20 protein-coding genes and 2 pseudogenes are annotated in these 17,932 nt (G+C 46.1%); 14 read left to right on the plus strand and 8 right to left on the minus strand.

Going from position 1 to position 17,932, the window contains the following annotated elements; all coding sequences use genetic code 11:
- Window position 1: 1 nt before the first annotated feature.
- From FU659_RS11235 to FU659_RS11285, 12 genes and pseudogenes are all read left to right on the plus strand, one after another.
- Window positions 2–1,495: an aldehyde dehydrogenase family protein gene (locus FU659_RS11235; protein WP_261807757.1), complete on the plus strand. Its 1,494-nt coding sequence runs from the start codon at window positions 2–4 to the stop codon at window positions 1,493–1,495.
- 21 nt (window positions 1,496–1,516) lie between these two features.
- Window positions 1,517–2,629: a Zn-dependent alcohol dehydrogenase gene (locus tag FU659_RS11240; RefSeq protein ID WP_147947659.1), complete on the plus strand. Its 1,113-nt coding sequence runs from the start codon at window positions 1,517–1,519 to the stop codon at window positions 2,627–2,629.
- Window positions 2,630–2,726: 97 nt separating this feature from the next.
- A complete protein-coding gene (locus FU659_RS11245; RefSeq protein ID WP_147947660.1) occupies window positions 2,727–3,434 on the plus strand; it encodes an SDR family NAD(P)-dependent oxidoreductase in 708 nt (235 codons plus the stop codon).
- A 38-nt stretch (window positions 3,435–3,472) separates the two neighbouring features.
- Entirely contained in the window at window positions 3,473–3,631 is a 159-nt protein-coding gene (locus FU659_RS37050; RefSeq protein ID WP_261807758.1) for an SDR family oxidoreductase, read from the plus strand.
- A 1-nt stretch (window position 3,632) separates the two neighbouring features.
- Complete coding sequence (locus FU659_RS36325; RefSeq protein WP_261807759.1) at window positions 3,633–4,058, plus strand: SGNH/GDSL hydrolase family protein; 426 nt, start codon at window positions 3,633–3,635, stop codon at window positions 4,056–4,058.
- Window positions 4,051–4,365, plus strand: coding sequence for an SGNH/GDSL hydrolase family protein (locus tag FU659_RS36330; protein WP_222708530.1), 315 nt, complete (start codon window positions 4,051–4,053; stop codon window positions 4,363–4,365). Before FU659_RS36325 ends, FU659_RS36330 begins: the two co-directional genes overlap by 8 nt.
- Window positions 4,366–4,900: 535 nt before the next feature.
- A complete protein-coding gene (locus FU659_RS11260) occupies window positions 4,901–5,392 on the plus strand; it encodes an RrF2 family transcriptional regulator (RefSeq protein WP_147947661.1) in 492 nt (163 codons plus the stop codon).
- Between the two features lie 57 nt (window positions 5,393–5,449).
- A pseudogene (locus tag FU659_RS11265) lies at window positions 5,450–6,365 on the plus strand (NAD(P)/FAD-dependent oxidoreductase).
- A complete protein-coding gene (locus FU659_RS11270) occupies window positions 6,362–7,807 on the plus strand; it encodes an MDR family MFS transporter (protein WP_147947662.1) in 1,446 nt (481 codons plus the stop codon). The pseudogene FU659_RS11265 and the gene FU659_RS11270 overlap by 4 nt, the downstream one beginning before the upstream one ends.
- 179 nt (window positions 7,808–7,986) lie before the next feature.
- Entirely contained in the window at window positions 7,987–8,694 is a 708-nt protein-coding gene (locus FU659_RS11275; RefSeq protein ID WP_147947663.1) for a DsbA family oxidoreductase, read from the plus strand.
- Window positions 8,695–9,158: 464 nt separating this feature from the next.
- Window positions 9,159–11,264, plus strand: coding sequence for a sensor histidine kinase (locus FU659_RS11280; RefSeq protein WP_261807760.1), 2,106 nt, complete (start codon window positions 9,159–9,161; stop codon window positions 11,262–11,264).
- Window positions 11,265–11,285: 21 nt separating this feature from the next.
- Complete coding sequence (locus FU659_RS11285) at window positions 11,286–11,990, plus strand: response regulator transcription factor (protein ID WP_147947665.1); 705 nt, start codon at window positions 11,286–11,288, stop codon at window positions 11,988–11,990.
- Between the two features lie 55 nt (window positions 11,991–12,045).
- Here the strand turns inward: FU659_RS11285 and FU659_RS11290 are convergent, their stop codons facing one another.
- The 4 genes and pseudogenes from FU659_RS11290 to FU659_RS11305 all read right to left on the minus strand — a co-directional run bounded on the left by FU659_RS11290 (window position 12,046) and on the right by FU659_RS11305 (window position 15,210).
- A complete protein-coding gene (locus FU659_RS11290) occupies window positions 12,046–12,225 on the minus strand; it encodes a hypothetical protein (protein WP_147947666.1) in 180 nt (59 codons plus the stop codon).
- A gap of 258 nt (window positions 12,226–12,483) precedes the next feature.
- Entirely contained in the window at window positions 12,484–14,115 is a 1,632-nt protein-coding gene (locus FU659_RS38260) for a flagellin (protein WP_315971305.1), read from the minus strand.
- A 314-nt stretch (window positions 14,116–14,429) separates the two neighbouring features.
- A pseudogene (locus FU659_RS11300) lies at window positions 14,430–14,852 on the minus strand (flagellin N-terminal helical domain-containing protein); the annotation flags it as partial.
- A 157-nt stretch (window positions 14,853–15,009) separates the two neighbouring features.
- Window positions 15,010–15,210: a carbon storage regulator gene (locus tag FU659_RS11305; protein ID WP_147947667.1), complete on the minus strand. Its 201-nt coding sequence runs from the start codon at window positions 15,208–15,210 to the stop codon at window positions 15,010–15,012.
- 589 nt (window positions 15,211–15,799) lie between these two features.
- Here FU659_RS11305 and FU659_RS37055 point away from each other — a divergent pair.
- Window positions 15,800–15,928 (plus strand): hypothetical protein, encoded by a 129-nt coding sequence (locus FU659_RS37055; protein WP_261807761.1) that lies wholly within the window; start codon window positions 15,800–15,802, stop codon window positions 15,926–15,928.
- 13 nt (window positions 15,929–15,941) lie between these two features.
- Here FU659_RS37055 and FU659_RS37060 read toward each other — a convergent pair whose 3' ends face one another.
- Window positions 15,942–16,295, minus strand: a complete 354-nt coding sequence (locus FU659_RS37060) for a hypothetical protein (protein ID WP_147947668.1) — start codon at window positions 16,293–16,295, stop codon at window positions 15,942–15,944.
- Between the two features lie 68 nt (window positions 16,296–16,363).
- On the opposite strand from FU659_RS37060, the gene FU659_RS35375 reads away from it, so the two are divergent.
- Window positions 16,364–16,522, plus strand: coding sequence for a hypothetical protein (locus tag FU659_RS35375; RefSeq protein ID WP_187274079.1), 159 nt, complete (start codon window positions 16,364–16,366; stop codon window positions 16,520–16,522).
- 211 nt (window positions 16,523–16,733) lie between these two features.
- Here the strand turns inward: FU659_RS35375 and FU659_RS11320 are convergent, their stop codons facing one another.
- The 3 genes from FU659_RS11320 to FU659_RS38780 form a co-directional block, all read right to left on the minus strand.
- Window positions 16,734–16,895: a carbon storage regulator gene (locus FU659_RS11320; protein WP_147947669.1), complete on the minus strand. Its 162-nt coding sequence runs from the start codon at window positions 16,893–16,895 to the stop codon at window positions 16,734–16,736.
- Between the two features lie 177 nt (window positions 16,896–17,072).
- The gene (locus FU659_RS35380) at window positions 17,073–17,309 is read right to left on the minus strand and encodes a hypothetical protein (protein WP_187274080.1); all 237 of its coding nucleotides are present in this window, start codon (window positions 17,307–17,309) and stop codon (window positions 17,073–17,075) included.
- 1 nt (window position 17,310) lies between these two features.
- Window positions 17,311–17,475: an S-layer homology domain-containing protein gene (locus tag FU659_RS38780; RefSeq protein WP_147947681.1), complete on the minus strand. Its 165-nt coding sequence runs from the start codon at window positions 17,473–17,475 to the stop codon at window positions 17,311–17,313.
- Window positions 17,476–17,932: the final 457 nt, after the last annotated feature.

Here is a 17,932-nt window from a genome sequence, read left to right on the forward strand (position 1 = left end):
CGTGGAAAATCCAAAACTGGAATGGGCCAAAGAATGGCTAGAAACGACTAAGCAGCTCTACATCAACGGTAAATGGAAAGATAGCTCGAGCAATCGTCAAATCGATTCGATAAACCCAGCAACAGGTCAGGTGCTCGGTCATATTCAAGAAGCGACGAGAGATGACGTTGATCAAGCTGTAACAGCCGCTCAGAGCGCTTTTAAAAGAGGTCCATGGCCGTCTATGGGACGCAAAGAACGTGCCAATGTCATGCGCCGAATTGCTGAAGTTATTCGTATACATCGTGCAGAATTAGCGACACTTGAAGCTCTTGATAATGGGAAATTATATAAGGAAGCCTATTACGACGATTTGGGAGAATCGGCTGATATTTTTGAATACTACGCAGGTTGGACAGATAAAATTCATGGTGAAACGATGCCGGTTGAAGGAGAGTTTCTAAACTACACGCTGCGTGTGCCAGTTGGCGTATGCGGTCAGATTGTGCCGTGGAATTACCCGATGCTGATGTCTACTTGGAAGCTGGCCCCGGCACTTGCTACGGGCAATACCGTTGTACTCAAACCATCAAGTGCAACGCCGTTTTCCGTCGTTCGTTTATTCGAAATATTACACGATGAGCAAGTGCTGCCACCTGGCGTTATTAACTTAATTTTGGGAAGCGGAAAAACCGGCTCCTATATTTCCAGTCATTTAGAGGTCAATAAAGTCTCCTTTACAGGTAGCACAGCCGTCGGCAAACAGCTTGTTCACGATTCGGCAGATTCGAACTTGAAGACGGTAACGCTCGAACTTGGCGGCAAGTCGCCAAACATCATTTTCAATGATCCACCCGATGTGGAGTATGCGATTGAACGTTCGTTTACTGGGCTATTTACCCATAAGGGTGAAAAATGCTCCTCACCGACTCGGCTTTTCGTTCATAGGTCCTTATACGATTATACAGTTACGCGCCTTGCTGAGTTGGCGGATCGCTATGTACTTGGAGATCCGTTTGATCCGAGGAGTGATCAAGGAGCGCAATGTACGAAATCGCACATGGAGAAAATATTGGAGTATATCGAAATCGGAAAAGCCGAAGGCGCACGTGTCGCAGCTGGAGGCGGACGGGATGTGACTGGTTCGAACGCAAATGGTTATTTCGTTAGACCTACGATTTTAGCAGATGTGACAAATAGCATGAGAGTTGCGCAAGAAGAAATTTTTGGACCTGTGCTTGTTGTGATCCCTTTCGACGATGATGAGGAAGTCATTGAGATGGCTAACGATACTATCTACGGTTTGGCCGCAGGGCTATGGACGAAAGACATCACTCGCGCTCATCGGATCGCAGCGAGGCTAGATGCAGGTGCAGTCTTTATCAATAAATACGGTTGTTACGATTTGGCCAGTCCGTTCGGCGGCTTTAAAGAAAGCGGTTGGGGTAAAGAATGCGGCATTCAATCGCTTGATTCGTATACGAAAGTAAAATCGATCTGGGTCAACTTAAACTAAATGAATGATGGAGAGTGTAATATGAAAGTTAAGGCAGCGATACGCACAGAACTCGGTAAACCACTTGTCATTGATTATGTTGATTTGGCTCCTCCTAAAGCTAATGAAGTGTTGGTCAAAATTGGCGCCTCTGGTGTGTGTCATAGTGATTTGAACAGTTTGAACGATCCAACACTTCGCTTACCGAACATTCTCGGGCACGAAGGATCGGGCATCGTCGTTGAAATTGGAGCCAATGTAAAAAGTGTGAAAGTGGGAGATAAAGTCGCTTTAAGCTGGATTCCGTATTGCGGCGTATGTTTGTTTTGTAAGAACGGCCAGGTCCATTTATGCGAAACAGCGTTCGGGCCTATATTCGACGGTACCTTGCTTGACGGTACATCACGGTTAAGTAAAGACGGCGAGACGGTCTATCACGATTCGGTCTTATCTACTTTTGCTGAATATGCCGTTGTATCAGAAATGTCCTGTGTGAAAATTCCAGACCAAATGCCATTTGCACAAGCAGCTTTGCTTGGATGCGGTGTCGCAACCGGATATGGTGCAGCCGTATATGCAGCGGGGGTAACAGCGGGGTCTTCCGTAGCCGTCTTTGGTATAGGCGGTGTTGGTGTCAATGCGATTCAAGGAGCTCGAATCGTCGGAGCGTCGAAGATTATAGCCTGTGACCTCAAAGATCAGAACCTGGAGATTGCCAGAAAGTACGGTGCAACTCATACAATTAATGTCGGTAAAGAGGATGTCGTTGAAGCGTTAAAAGAGTTAACAGGCGGGTATGGGGTCGATTTCGCGATTGATGCGACGGGTAACACGAACGCCACCGTTAGCGCTTGGCTTGGGACACGCAGGGGGGGAACTACAGTTGCTGTCGGATGGTTCAACCCGAATAAAGAAGTGAATATTCCTGCAAAAGCGTTTCATCGTCAAGCCAAAACACTCAAGGGCAGTCTTTACGGGAATATTAACCCGCTGAGAGATATAGCGATTTTGGCGCAGCTTTATTTAGACGGTAAGCTGCTGCTTGATGAACTTATATTGGAGAAAATTAGTCTAGATGAAATCAATAACGCGCTAGACTCTTTCCATGATTGCAATTGTGTAAATGTAGGTCGCTCAGTTGTCATGTTTGAGTAAGTGTAAGATGAGAAGCTGCTCCGAAAGGGCGGCTCTTCTTTTTTTTCACTTATGGAGTCGATTCTAATTGTATCTGCTTCGAAAAGGAGGTAGGCGTGTGAAAGAAACAGTATGTATTACGGGCGCAAGTAGAGGTCTTGGCTATGAGCTAACTAAACTATTTTACGCGCATCATTATTGTGTGTTTCCATTGGTAAGATCAAACACTTCGGCTGAAAATCTTCTCAACGAAATGCCCAATTGCCATCCAATTATAGCTGATGTAGCTGAGGATACATGTACCGACATTTTGAAATCAGCTTTAAGCGCCCATACGGATGTGCTGGATATTTTGATCAACAATGCAGGGATACCGGGAATTGCTTACCAAATTACAACGGTTACGACGCATGAGACGGGTGCGTTATTTAATGTGCATAACTTAGGCGTCATTCGTACGGTACAAGCTTCACTCAGCTTTCTCGAAAGATCAGCTAAACCAAGAATTATTAATGTTTCGTCTAGACTAGCCTCTTTGACAAAGACAGCATCGGGAGAGTTCAATGAAGGCGGGTTTAGCTATTCCTATAGAATGGCCAAAGCCGCACAAAATATGTTAACTCTCTGTTTGGATCAAGAGCTAAGGAGCAAGGGCATTCATGTGAGCTCGGTTCATCCTGGGAAAATCAATACAAATTGCGCATCCTATGATGCCAATTTGGAGCCAAATGAAGCAGCAAAAAAAGTTTTTGATTGGTGCAAAAGGGCCGGTATTCATAATTCAGGTAGTTTTGTAGAGCCTGGGACGGGGGAATTACCTTGGTAGTCTTATCATATTAGAAGCCTACCTAATCCAAACATGGGGTGGTAGGGTTAACCAAAGCGGCGGGTATCGAATATGCTTCGCAAGTTATTCGCGTAAATGCGGTTGCGCCCGGACTAACGGAAACACCCATGATTAAAAATTGGCTGGATGACCCGGAATTCCGCCAAACTGTACTTGGAAATGTTCCGGCAGGGTGAATTGCTAAACCTGAAGAGATTGCAGAAATGGTCGTCTTCTTATCCTCTCCCGCAGCAAGCTTTGCAGCAGGGCAAACATTCACGCTGGACCCGAATATTAGTTGATGTACCGATGAATACTGGCACCATTGTGGCGATAGGGGACTCTCTTACCGATGGTGCTTCTGCTACCGTGGATGCCAATTCGCGTTGGACGAACTTCTTGGCTGAGCGTCTTGTATCACGTAACATGTCTGTCCTCAATGCAGGGATATCGGGAGGCCGCTTACTCCGCAACATAAAAGGAACCAATGTGTTGGCACGTTTCGACTCTCACGTACTTAACCAACCTAATGTTAAGTCCGTGATTGTGATTATAGGCAGTAACGACATTCATTGGTATGCCAGGCATGGCCTTTGCCCCTACGGAATTTTCACCTATGGTTGACGAACTTATTGCGGGCTACCGGCAGCTCATTGCACGTGCTCATGCCCGCAACGTCCGAATCATTGGCGGGACGTTGCCGCCGTTCGAATTTTACTACACGGAGGTCAAGGGAAAACTGCGCCAACATGTAAACGAGTGGATTCGGAGCGGAGAGTTCGATTCCGTATTCGATCTCGATGCATTATCGAGAGATCCGGATCACCCTGCGCGGTTTTTTCCAGTTTTTTACTCAGGCGATCACCTCCATCCGGGTGACGTTGGGAATAAAATAATCGCTGAAGCGATTGACACCGATATGCTTTTTTAATTAAAAGTAAAGAACTTTTTTGAGTGGCGGCAACAACAGTTTTTCGTCAACGCTTGGTTGAGAGATTTCCTCGGCCAATGTCTCAACCCATTTGTTCAGCAAGTATTGTCACGATATATGCAGTGGAATCATCATTGTCTTACTGATAAGGCACCAAAAAACGCATTGTCTGCGACCGCGACAGTGCGTGTTTCTATGTTTTTGTATTCTATTTTAGTGTTGTTGCAGCTACTCGTTAGCGTATTAATCGTTCAAAACTGCTATGTCGAGCTGGCGAAGGCGAGCCTGATCGGCGATCATGTCGATCTCGGTGATCTTGTCATCTGCAACCGTAGGTAAAACCTAGTATCTTTACTTTTTTTGTGATGCACAACAAGCGGAGAGCGAGACAGCCACCGTTAATGAGATTTCCAGTTTCGTCGCCACTGGAAGCGAAGTTCGGATCAAGAATGTCATTGCAATTTGGAGTTGGATCATTCATTATGGATACTACAGGTCTATATTATTGATGATCTTGAGAAGGGAGGTTGGAAACTTGCAGTTCTCTAAAAGTACAGATTATGCCCTACATGCCTTAATTCATCTGGGACACTCGGAGCGTTGCAACAATGTCGGGATCAAGGAATTATCTGGGGCACTAGGTGTTTCCGAAAGCTATTTATCCAAAATCATGTCCAAACTGAGGCAGGATGGAATCGTACGTGCTGTGCCAGGGGTGAACGGCGGTTACGAGCTTGCCAGGCCGGCTGAACAGATTACGTTTCTTGATGTGATTCAAGTGATTGAAGGAAGACAGAAGTTGTTCGAATGTTCCACTTCGAATTCGCAACAACATCGGTTGTTAGCGGAAGAGGGGACTGCCCAGCGGGAGCGGGATCAGGAGCGTTCAGGAAAGAGCGAATGTTTGGTTGAGAAGGTGATGGAGGGCGCGGAACAGCATCTGCACCAATACTTGCGGGAACACACGATCCAGTCGTTACTGGATGAGGCTTTCAAGCGTTGCAATCATGAGGCAAACAAGAAGTGATACACTTCTTGCGCCTTAATTATGGATATCATAGATCTTTGGAGGTGTATATTAGTAATGGAAAAACAACTTTTCGATGTGACAATTATTGGCGGTGGGCCAGCTGGGTTGAACGCGCCCTGGTGCTTGGTAGGGCAAGGAAAAAGGTGGCGGTGATCGATGTAGGCCGTCCCCGCAACGCTGTGACTCGCGAGGTCCACGGGTTTCTTACCCGCGACGGGATCAGTCCGAGCGAGTTTCGGCGAATTGCGAAGGAAGAAATCAGCGCCTATCCCTCCGTATCATTCGTGGCGGATACGGCGGTGTCGATCGTGGGAACCGACGGTCAGTTTCAAATTGAGACGGAGCAGGGACAAACTTTTGCAAGCAAAAAAGTATTGTTTACCGTCGGCATGAAGGATCAGCCGCTGGGCATTCCGGGACTGGCGGAAGTATACGGGAAAAGCGCTTTCGTATGCCCCTATTGCGACGGCTGGGAGTTAAGGGATCAGCCGCTTGTCATCATTACGAAGGGGGCTGAGCTTATGCATTTCGCTCCACTCATATCCGGATGGACGAACCGTTTTACCGTCTGCACGAATGGACCTGATGAACTGACGGATGCCGAGCGCGAGAGCTCCAGCGGAATCATGTGCCTCTATTCGACTCGCCGATACGGCAGATCGACTCCAGTGATGGGACCGTTCGGCAAGTCATTCTTGAAGACGAGACGATCGTTCCATGCACGGGGATCTTTTTCAAACCGGATCTGGTTACAGGATCGGACTTGCCTCAAACGATCGGATGCGAGATTACGGAATGGGGGGCGATCGTCGTCGATGAATTCGGAAAAACGAACATTCCGGGCGTCTATAGCGCCGGGGATGCAGCATCGCGAATGCATCAGGCCATAGCTGCGGCTTCTATGGGCGCATTTGCCGCCGCGGTCATCAACAATGAACTGAATACAGAGGCTTGGGGGAAAAACGGATGATCGATTTAAATAATATTAAGCGCGGTCCGATCATGCTTGCTCTAATTGTCGGCCTGTTCGTCGCCGCTTTGAACGAGACACTAATGGGCAATGCCCTTCCCGAATTGATGAAATCGTTTGGCGTGTCTGCGGCAACGGGCCAGTGGCTTTCCACCGCCTACATGCTCGTCGTTGGCGTGCTTGTTCCGGTGACGGCAATCCTGCAGCAATGGTTCACGACCCGGCAAATATTTCTGTCAGCGATGAGTCTGTTCTTCGTCGGTACGGTCATCTCGGCGGTGTCGCCGGCATTCGGCGTGCTGCTGGTCGGGCGGATTATTCAAGCCATAGGAACCGGAATGCTGCTGCCGCTTGTAATGAACGTAATCATGACCATTTATCCGCCGGAAAAGCGAGGAGGCGCAATGGGGATGTTAGGGCTCGTCGTCATGTTCGCGCCGGCGATTGGCCCGACTATATCGGGTTTAATCGTTGACGGGCTTTCATGGCGCTGGCTGTTTTACCTTGTGATACCGTTTGCGCTGCTCTCTATTATTATAGGGGCCGCTGTCCTGAAGAATGTGTCGGAAGTCACCAAACCGCGAGTGGACCTCTTATCCATCGTGTTGTCGACGATCGGCTTCGGCGGAATCGTCTATGGGTTCAGCAGTGCTGGCGAACACGGTTGGTCGGAACCGGAAGTCATCTGGACGATCGCCGCGGGCGGTGTTTCCTTGTTGCTGTTCGTCAGGAGGCAGCTATTGTTAAAGCAGCCTATCATGGATTTACGTGCGTTTCGGTATCCGACATTTGCGCTTGTCGCAGTGCTGATGTTTGTGCTTATGATGACATTTTTCTCATCGGCGATCATGCTTCCGATGTTTATGCAAGGCGTGCTCATGGTAACGGCATTCAAGTCCGGTTTGATCCTCCTTCCTGGCGGGATTGTGAACGGGTTCATGGCCCCGATCTCAGGCAAGCTGTTTGACAAGTTTGGGCCTCGCGTTCTGGTCATCCCAGGACTGGCCGCTGCCGTCGTCTCGTTGTGGCAATTCACCCGATTCGACGAAGCGACGAGCACCGGCTTCCTCGTTGCCGTTCACATCTCGCTGATGATTGGCATCGCGCTAGTCATGATGCCGGCACAGACAGCGGGGCTCAACCAGCTGCCAAGCCATCTGCACCCGCACGGGACAGCGATCTTGAATACGCTGCAGCAGGTGTCTGGCGCAATCGGTACTGCCCTGTACATCAGTATTATGTCGGGCGGTCAGAAGCAGTACTTGAGTGGAGCGAGCGATCCGCAGGCTCCGGCGGAAATCGTCAAAGGCCTCGTCGCCGGTATCAACAATGCGTTCTGGTTCGGTGTCATCATCGCGCTCGTTGCGCTCGTACTCGGTCTCTTTCTCCGTAAAGGGAAATCGCCGGAGCATGAACAGGCGGCGAATCAGGCCGTTCGTTGAGGGAAATCCATAAACCATAAGGGTGGGGAATACTCATGAACGATTTTTTTAATGCAGCCATATGGGAAAAAGCGTGGAAAGACGAGTCCGATTTGAAAATCAATTTTGTTTTTGATTACTATGGATGGATTCGTTTAATCAAGAATTGAAAGATCATTAAATCATTGGGGGAATTGACGATGAGAATAGATGTTTGGTCGGATTTTGGATGTCCCTTTTGTGTGATAGGTAAAAGAAAACTTGAGAATGCTCTTGGCATGTTTACGATGGGGGATAAAGTGGAAGTTGTATATCGTAGTTTCCAACTTGATCCTTATGCAGAAAACAGAACGGTTAGTGTCCAGCAACTTGCCCAGGAAAAGGGAATGACTGTCGAGAAATTGAAAGCCAAACAAGCACAAGTAGCTGAAATGATTAAAAAAGAAGCTGGACTGGATGTCAATTATGATTCAGTTATTATTGCAAATACCTTTGATGGTCATCGTTTGGTTCATTTTGCAGCCAAAGTGGGGAAGGGAGCTGAGTTAACAGAACGCCTTATTCGCGCTTACCTTTCGCAATCCATGAATATCGCCGACCACAACGTACTTGTTTCCTTAGGCAGAGAGGCGGGGCTTAATGAACAGGACGTAGCGGAAATGCTTGAATCTGACGCTTATAAAGATTCGGTCAAAGCAGACATCGCCGAGGCTAGAAAGTTGAATATTTCAAGCGTACCTACCTTCGCGTTTAATAACAAATATACCATTTCAGGTGCTCAGTCTGAGGAAGTTTTTTTAAATGCTCTGAACTCGATCTGGGATGAAGAAAAGAAATTTCAAAAACTGGAATTAAAGGGCCAATCAAAAGGTGATGATAGCTGCACCGACGGGGTTTGCAATGTGTAATTTGGTTTGCCAACGTTAAACGTTGTCCGATACATGAATATGTCTTAAAAGCTGGTTAGGTCCGCGAGTGGGAGCGTAAATACTCAACACATGTGGAGTGCTGTGTGTCGCTCGTAAGGAAGTAGTAGTTAAGAGCCGCATTTACCTGTATATTGAAGTCCGAATGTATTTGAATCTAACCGCTATGATCTGCATCGTTGAGTCTGCTTCGTTACCCGTTTCTATTCTTCTTGCTTAAAACATGGGTTTGCACGTTAATTAACCGTCCGGGGGTGGACGGTTTTCCTTACGTTCAAAAAAGGACCTCATCGTGATGTTTGTGTTCAACGCCTCGTAGATATTTGCAGGGTACATTTTCCTATAATGATGATATTATTTAGATAATCAACTTACTTATTGTGCTCTTGTAGATTGGGGTTTGGTTCATAATGAGGGGAATTCTCCGATTCGGTTCTCGTACTATCTTGCTTCATATAATTGCTGCCGTTGTTGTTGGTTTGGTTGCAAGCTATGCCGTCATCTCTGTACCAGACTCTCCTAAGTTTCAAAGTAAAGAAGGATTTCTGGATTTAACGCAGGTTCATGTCAGTGAGAATCCGCTAAAGTTAAAAGGAGAGTGGGCGTTCTACTGGCATGAGCTGCTGTCGCCTGAGGACATACAGACTCGTTCGGCAAGGGACGGAAATCATGACCGCTGGATCAGCATCCCGAGCTCCTGGCTAGGCTATCGGTTAGATGGTCAGCAACTGAACGGTACAGGCTATGCAACATTTCGGGTGGTCATCCAACTTAGCGAGCAGGATCGGAACGAGCGGCTTGCTCTGCGGCTGCCTACCATCTTTCATGCGTATAAATTATGGGTTAATGGCGAGCTGCTGGCAGAAGTTGGTGTGGTTGGTCAGGACAAGAGTAGCGTGACACCGCATCTGGCAACGAAGCTGGTGTTCTTCCAGCCCAAGAATGACAAGGTGGAGCTGGTTATGCAAGTTGCCAACCTCCATCATAAGCGAGGCGGAATCACCAAGTATATCGAGTTGGGCGGCAGTGATGTGTTAACGGTCAGGAAAAATCTGAAAATCGCTGCTGAAATGTTCATCACCGCAAGCCTGCTGGTGATTGGCGTGTATCACCTACTGTTGTTCATACTGCGACGCAAAGACAGGGCTCCATTGTATTTTGGTCTGTTCACCTTGTTGTTCGGTATCCGATCATTGCTGGTCGGCGAACTCTTGATCACACAATTGTGGCCTGCTTTTCCATGGGGCTTGCAGTTCAAGATCGAGTACCTGATTCTTTGCAGCAGTACATACATCATCACGATGTACTTTGATTGCATTTTTCCGAATTATGTGTCGCGTTGGTTTCAGCTTGGTACGCGGATCGTAACCGGCGCATTCTGTATCGTTGTCGTGGTGACCCCTGCACTTATATATACAAAATTATTACTGATGATCGGTGTGATGGTTGTTCTCCATATGATTTATCTGATGGTTGGGCTGGCCCACGCAGCCGTGCGGCGTATGGAGGGAGCGCTGATTTTCCTGCTGGTGTCGGTGGTTGCTTTGGTTACTGTCATCAACGATTTTTTATATTACAACGAATGGTCGCTTATCGGAAATACATCTCCGCTTGGTTTGTTGGTGTTTACGATCGCACAGATGATTCTGCTTTCTTCGAGATTTACGAGGGCGGCATCGAACGAGGAGAGGATTGCACGTGAACTGCAGGACGCTAACAACAAGCTGACCGAAATGAATATGAATTTGGAACGAACCGTGCAGGAACGCACACAGGCCTTATCCGCAGCTCATGATGATCTCCGCACGTCGTATGACCGGTTGCTTCACTCCGAGGAAGGGAGGAAGAAGCTCCTTGCCTATATAACGCACGATCTGCGTATGCCGCTGTCCAGTATGCTTGGTTATGTAGAAGCTGTGCAGGACAGGGTCAAGCCGGAACGTAATGAACAGTACTTGAAGTATATCCGGGATAACACGATAAGGGTTAACCGCATGATCGAGGAGTTGTCCTTCTTGTCGCATTTGGAGACGGGACAAGTCTCGTACCGAATGGAGCAGGTTCATGTGGTTCACTTCTTGCGCCGGTTCTATGAACAATATGAGCTAGTTGTGCGTGACGCAGGGTTGGATTTCACGCTGGATTTCAGAGATTTGGAAGATCAACGCCCTAACGTGCCTGTTGTCGAAATGGATGCGCAAAGATTAGAGCAGGCATTGTTTAATCTAGTGTCGAACGCGATGAAGTTCACTTCTAGCAGTGGGGCGGTGCGTATTGCACTAGCTGTTGAAGAAGAGGATCATACCCGCTGTGCAATCATTAGCGTGCAAGATTCAGGCACAGGTATTCCCCCAGAGCAGCTCGAGCAAATCTTCGATCGTAATTACAGGTATGATCGACCGGGCCTGGAGAAGGGTATAGAGGGCAGCGGGCTCGGGCTGGCGATTTGCAGGGAAATCGTACAAGCGCATGGAGGGACGATTCGAGCGGAGAGCGACGGCAAGACGGGGTCGATATTCTATGTATCGCTTCCTTGTATTCTTGTATTGTAGAAGAAAGAAGGTGACAGCGTGATGGACATGCACAAAATTATGATCGTCGATGATGATCCCAATATATGCGAGATTGTTCAGGTGTATTGCGAGCGTGAGGGCTTCATATGCTCCTACAGCTACAGCGGGGCAGAAGCCATGAAACTGCTTGCGTCGTTCGAGCCGGATTTGATTGTACTGGATGTATTGTTGGCTAATGAAAACGGCATTGATTGGTGCAGGAACGCACGTATCTACACGAATGCGCCGATCGTGTTTCTGAGCAGCCGTGAGGAGGACGAGGTCAAAATCAGCGCATTATCCTATGGCGGCGACGATTATGTGACCAAGCCGTTTAGTCCAGGAGTACTCATGGCCAAGATCAAGGCTCACCTTCGCAGAGTGTCGACGGGCAGAAGGGAACAACTGCTGGAGTTACCGGGTTTGACGCTGGATTACTACGCACAGTCCGTCATCATGGGTAGCGAAACCATTTTTTTAACGAAAAAAGAGTTCAGTCTACTGTCCTATTTGGCACAAAACGTTAATCGTGTCGTCACTGTCGATACGTTGTTTCAGCTCATCTGGGGAATGGAGAGTCTGGAGGATACGAGAACGGTCGCTGTACACATCAGTAATTTACGTAAAAAAATCGAGGCTGACCCTGTCAATCCTGAGAGAATCATTACGATTCGGGGGGCCGGATATATGCTGGTTGCCAGAAGTGCGTTGCAAGCGAGAACATAGCGTTAAGGTTGGGAGTGTGACCACGACTGCCGCTAACACAGTACAGCTAGAAGGGTTAGAACCAAGCTGCCTTACGTGTAGTGAGCTGAACCGTATCATAAATAGAGCGAAATCCGTGGCAGGCGTTCTGGGTATCTTGTTTAGTAGACATAGGCGTTCCAAAAGGATTGTTCTTGGCATCCTGATAGGCCCAACTAAGTTCATCTACGACAGCATCTAAATGTGAAGCATCCACACTGTTGATACCAGAGAGCCTTTATACGCAATCGCAGCGATGAATACTTCGTTCGTATTAAGGGGTATTGTAACGTAAACGGCTGTTTATAAGTGTTCGTATGAGAGAGAGGATCCCAGACTTCATGCAAAACAACCTCCAATTCCACCTATGATAAAGTGGGGATGGAGGTTGTTTTTACATGAAAAATTAGTAATAAGTGGAAACCGAAAAGTTATAAATGGGCCTTTGGGAAAACCCCTTCGGGATTTTGGGAAATTAACGGAGCAATTGCAGTACCCCTTGCGGCTGTTGGTTGGCTTGAGCCAACATAGATTGTGCTGCTTGAGTAAGAATGTTGTTCTTAGTGAACTCCATCATTTCCTTCGCCATGTCCACATCACGGATACGCGACTCAGCGGCTGTAAGGTTTTCAGAAGCAGCTCCAAGGTTGTTAATGGTGTGCTCCAAACGATTTTGGTATGCACCTAATTTGGAACGTTCGGCAGATACAGCATTAATGGAATTGTCTAGTACCTTGATTGCTGCAGAAGCCTTAGTAGCATCCGAAACATCAAGAGAGTATTCAACATTTACGTTATCAGTGCCATTATTGGTTTGTTTCGTAGTTGTCCAAGCAGCACCCGTAATCACATTTCCACTTTTATCTTTAATTACTGCAGATGCATCAGAAGAAGTTAACCCGAGAGCACTTGCACGCATGTCTGCAACATTCATGGACAAGGATTGACCTTGGTTTGCTCCGACTTGCATCGACAAGGATCTGTCCTCAACGCCACCTTCAACTGTAAAAGCGGCTTGACCATTCGTGTTTGCGCCAATATTTACTTTGAGGCCATTTCCAAAATCGATCGTGGAGTTGGCTGCAATATCAGATTTCGTAGTCGTATCACCAGTTGTTGTGTTTGTCAGCTTAGCGGTTTTCGTTGTTGCGGCAGTAACGCTGAATCCATGTGTGGTAGGGCCAGTAAGTGTACCGATAGTAAGATCTACGCCATTACCCAGGTTATAAGTGCCGCCATTCTCAAACGTTAAGGTTTGCGTGCCAACCACAACGCCGCCATTGGCATCGTGGACTGTTGCAGTATAAGCATTTGCGGTACCAACGGTAAGGTCATAAGTGTTAGAAGCGCTATACGTTGTACTATCAGCACGTGTATCAATGCTTACTCCGTTTGCGAAGGTAACTGTGCTGCCGGCAGTAAAGGTTACTGCAGGTCCGCCGTCAAATGATGCTGCAAGCTCATTAGTGACAGTAAAGCTATCAGTTCCATTTATAATTGTGTTACCAACGCCGTGGGCAATCGTGAAATTTCCAATCGTTATACTACCTGCAGCAGCACCTGCAGCAATAGATGTAGTACCTACAGTGCTGCCGCCTTGACTTAATGTAACCGTGCTGCTTACATCAAATGTTTGGTGATTTCCGGCTGCGTTAGCTCCAGTTAATGTGGTGTTAACCCCAGTAGCGGTTTTAAAGCTCACACCGAAGTCATTAGATGTTCCCAATGCCTTGAATTGATAATTTTGTACGTTATTATCCAGAATAACTTTGTCTGTTAAAGCTGTAGTACCGTCGGTAGCCATTAATTGAACACTAAAAATACCGTTGCCTTCATCTGCATAAGCAAGTTGATATCCTACTCCATTGCTCAGTGCCGAAGGATTATCCAAACTCAAAGTAAGGGCACCAGCCGCACCTGCGCCAACAGTACCATTGTTTACCGCACCTAAAACGCCTACAGTTTTTACATCATAGCTTCCAGACACTGTGTTGTTACCTGTAACCGTAATACCATCAGCCGTAAGACCTGTATTGGCACCGGTGAATACGCCGGTTGCAACAGAATCTGTTCTTGTAATTGTTACTTCATGTGTACCGTTAGCCAAAGTAGAAGTAGGAGCAATCGAAACGCCTGTTACAGAGCCGGCTGGAGTTGTAAGCGATGCATTCTTCGTTTGCGTTTGGCCAATACGAATTTCATAATCGCCGGCGTTCAGAGTTGAGTTTGCCCCAACGCTAACGTTTTTAATTGAATTATCAGCAGTGTGGGTTGCGGATTTCGTTACAGTGTCTATAACATCTATTGAATAATTTCCTGCCTTCAGAGAACTGTTCTTATCTAAATCCGGATTCGAAATAGTCGTCGTTCCCGCATTGAAAGGATTAGTTGTTTTATCAATCGTTACAACACCGGATTTTTCTGAAATGTCCCCATTTAACAGTTTTTTCGTGTTGAACTCGGTCTATTGCCAATACGGTTAATTTCAGCCGTCAATTGGTTAATTTCCTTCTGAATCTCGCCGCGGTCATCGGCAGTGTTCGTATCGTTGGCAGCTTGCGTTGCGAGTTCTTTCATACGTTGAAGGATACTATGTGTTTCGGTCAACGCGCCTTCTGCCGTCTGAATCAGGGATATCGAATCTTGCGCATTGCGCTGTGCTTGATCCAATCCGCGGATTTGTGCTCGCATTTTTTCGGAAATCGCAAGACCTGCAGCGTCGTCGCCCGCACGGTTGATACGAAGACCGGAAGACAATTTCTCTAAAGATTTTCCTGCTGCTCCTGTGTTACCTGCTAATTGGCGGTGCGTGTTCTGTGCTGCAATGTTGTGGTTAATTCTCATTTCTCATTACCTCCATGTGGTGTGTTTTTGAATGCCTATCCGTTGGCATCCTTTGAAGCGCTACCCTGTACTCACAAGTCATTGATGGATTGCGCGCTAATCCAAAACAAGGATTTGTAAGTCAAACTGTTATCTTCCTTGACTTCACCACTCGTCCTTAAGTGGCAGGAGCTTCGACCTTTTTTGCCGTTTCTAAGGCTATATTGTTTTCTTCCCATAACTCTCCACGAACAATAGAAATATGCTTTGGTGCTTCAATCGCCAAACGTAAATGGCCTTCATCGCTCTTAATGACCTTTACCATAATGTTGTTGTCGATCAGTACATATTCTCCGGGTTTTCTCCCTAACACGAGCATTAGCTCATCCCCTTATCCCGCTTAGTAAATTGACATAAAAAAATGAGCAAACAAACCGCTGGCATTCTTCCTCCTGAAGAATGACGGCGACTCATTTGCTCATCCTAAGTCTCGTAATTATTTAATAATTATTCAATTGTAAAAAACTACATTTAAACAGCAAAAAGACGAATAAATAGGCATCTGTTTCAAATGTTCCTCCTTGAAACTACATGCGTATTTACTCGTCCATGAGTAATCGAATATGTGATTAATATATATATCGACAATTTATTTGAAATGTTTAGTCTTTTTGCGAAAAAATTTTTTGAAAGTTATTAACCTAAATTACGAAAGCTTATAGAATCAGTAGTTTGAGAAAAATAGGCTTGGGCATCTCATCCAGTTATGGAGGCGATATTTGCGATTCAATCCAGAGTGGATGAAATAAGCCGTCCCGTTGCCGCTCCAAATGAAGGGGCAACGGGATTTCCAAGACTAATTTTGGAATTAAACTCTTTCATCCCAATAAAATACTTTTTTGTTCCATCCGCCGCCAGACCCTCTGGTTTTGGAATGATGCAGACAGCTTTAAGGTCATCTGACGAGCGTGACTTACAAACGCGCCTGCACAACGGAAAAACACTCGTGGGAACCGCTGAACGGTATAGGATTGTTGGATCGGCTCACAGCAATGCTGCTTAAATCGTTCAAACAGATTGTAGGCAAGCAGCTTTAAGAACAGGTCGATTTCATTGGCGGGCTTTGCCCAGACGAAGCAAGTCCTTGTTTAACAACGTGTGATGAGGCACCCTATCGCCAAGCGCATGGGCTACTAAGGCATCGCCTTGCAGCGACCGATAGTGAAAAAGACGTTCGCAGCCCAAAAGCCAGCCGATGATCAGGTACTGTAAGATGCAATGCGTGGGGGAAATGGCGTTTGCCGCTTTGGCTAGTCCCAAGGTCCGAAGGGCTTGATTGAAACGGATGGTTTCAATCAAGCCCAGGATGACTTTACTGCCTGCAAAATTTGTTGTGATGTTGTCTTCGCAAACACCATTGTACCAAAGATCAGGGTACTTTTTTATGTTTTTATGAGGTCGCACTTTCGTAATTCAAGATTAATAATTTTTTATAAATCGAACCTGAAGTAAGCCCGTAAAATTCGTAGATAATGAATACTGTCCGAATTACCTATGAGCAACCCATGCCAGATGGAGGTTTAAAAGCTTTGGAAGAAAACAAAGAGATGACTTTAAATACGTTCATGAAAACGAATGAAATCGATCTTCGTTTTTTTCTCCATCGCATTGGAATTAGTAAAGTTGCTTAGAAAGCGGCATTAAAACGGGTTTATTCACCACAATTTAAACCCGGAAAATATCTATATTCTATCCCAGAGGAATCGACTGACGCTTCGGCTTACAAATCCATTCAATTCATATTTGAAATAAATAAAATGTTGAAATTAATACCTTCAATATCTAAGGAAAGCTGCAAGTAAATAGAAGGGTCACTAGTGTTGCATAAATCTTCAGAATCATTTAGTCAGAAAATTCTGAAAGTAATTCTCCGCGAACGATAGAGATATCTTTTGGCGCTTCAATAGCCAAGCGTAAGTGCCCCTCTTCACTTTTAATTACCTTTATGATAATTTTTTCGTTGATTACTATGTATTGTCCGGGTTTTCTTCCAAGAACCAGCATCAGACTCACTCCTTTACCGTGAAGGACCTTTATGTGATTTGAACATATTTTACGAGAATTATCATTCATTCAATTGAAGTTTCCAAATTGCTTCCTGCAGCAGTAACTTTCTTATTTGTAACTATTGGTTGTATACTTTTAGGGCAAGTTGCCCATTTCCTTTTTTAGCTGATATTTTTAATACTGGCTCCTTAGCGATTTGTGGTGATACTGCTGCCTTCGCTTCTGCTGCGGTTGTCGATGTAAGTCGTGTTGCAGTATGCAGTACGTAACAATATGATCTATTTCACTCTGGTCATCAAGCGCGACTCTAACATCGCCAGAAGACTTATTTACTTCAACCTCGCCATGAGTCGATCCTACGATATAGAAAGGATGCAAGCCTCCGCCTCGAACGAGAGTATCTCCACCCACCTTAACGTTTAACTTTCACTTCTGACTTGTCATTTAACCCGAACGACCGGTTCACCAGAACCACGAATGCTGCTCTTGTAATCGCTCCATCGGGCTTAAATGAGCCATCCTCATAACCCTTAATGAGAGTCTGACTTTGTATTCTCGCTTGCTGTATGGGCAGCAGGGAGGGGCAAGCTCAGTAGCAACGCTAAAAACAAGCTGACCATTCGCCTTTTCATAGAGTTTTTCCTCCATGTATATTATCATGATAGATTAGCCCATTAATGAAACTCAAAGAAAACTTTAAGTTCGTGCTCGAGATAAAGCATACCAAAGAAAAAGATTACAAAGATAATTGGCTGTAAGAACGTTGATTCGATGCGATATTAAGCGATTGTAACAGATGGCGCGGCAAAGCGGTCGCTTCCCGCATACGGGGCATGTGGAGTGCTTAATATTGATGGTTCGAAAATGAGATGTGACAGTATCGCTCAAATGCATTAATTTTAATGTCTCTGTATACTTAGGTGTATTATTAGACTAAACATTCCTGTAAGGCCTAAGATTTGGGCTTTGTCAAAAAAGGAGCGCCTCGGTATGATGGATTTGTCGAAGGGTTTTAACCCAATACATCAAGGAGG

It is taken from the genome of Paenibacillus sp. N3.4 (assembly GCF_008017805.1).
GTDB lineage: Bacteria > Bacillota > Bacilli > Paenibacillales > NBRC-103111 > Paenibacillus_E.

Coding starts and splice junctions, on each gene's coding strand:
- FU659_RS11240 (WP_147947659.1), top strand. CDS start 1,517: ATGAAAGTTAAGGCAGCGATACGCACAGAACTCGGTAAACCACTTGTC.
- FU659_RS36330 (WP_222708530.1), top strand. CDS start 4,051: ATGGTTGACGAACTTATTGCGGGCTACCGGCAGCTCATTGCACGTGCT.
- FU659_RS11270 (WP_147947662.1), top strand. CDS start 6,362: ATGATCGATTTAAATAATATTAAGCGCGGTCCGATCATGCTTGCTCTA.
- FU659_RS11275 (WP_147947663.1), top strand. CDS start 7,987: ATGAGAATAGATGTTTGGTCGGATTTTGGATGTCCCTTTTGTGTGATA.
- FU659_RS11285 (WP_147947665.1), top strand. CDS start 11,286: ATGGACATGCACAAAATTATGATCGTCGATGATGATCCCAATATATGC.
- FU659_RS11305 (WP_147947667.1), bottom strand. CDS start 15,210: ATGCTCGTGTTAGGGAGAAAACCCGGAGAATATGTACTGATCGACAAC.
- FU659_RS35375 (WP_187274079.1), top strand. CDS start 16,364: ATGAATACTGTCCGAATTACCTATGAGCAACCCATGCCAGATGGAGGT.
- FU659_RS11320 (WP_147947669.1), bottom strand. CDS start 16,895: ATGCTGGTTCTTGGAAGAAAACCCGGACAATACATAGTAATCAACGAA.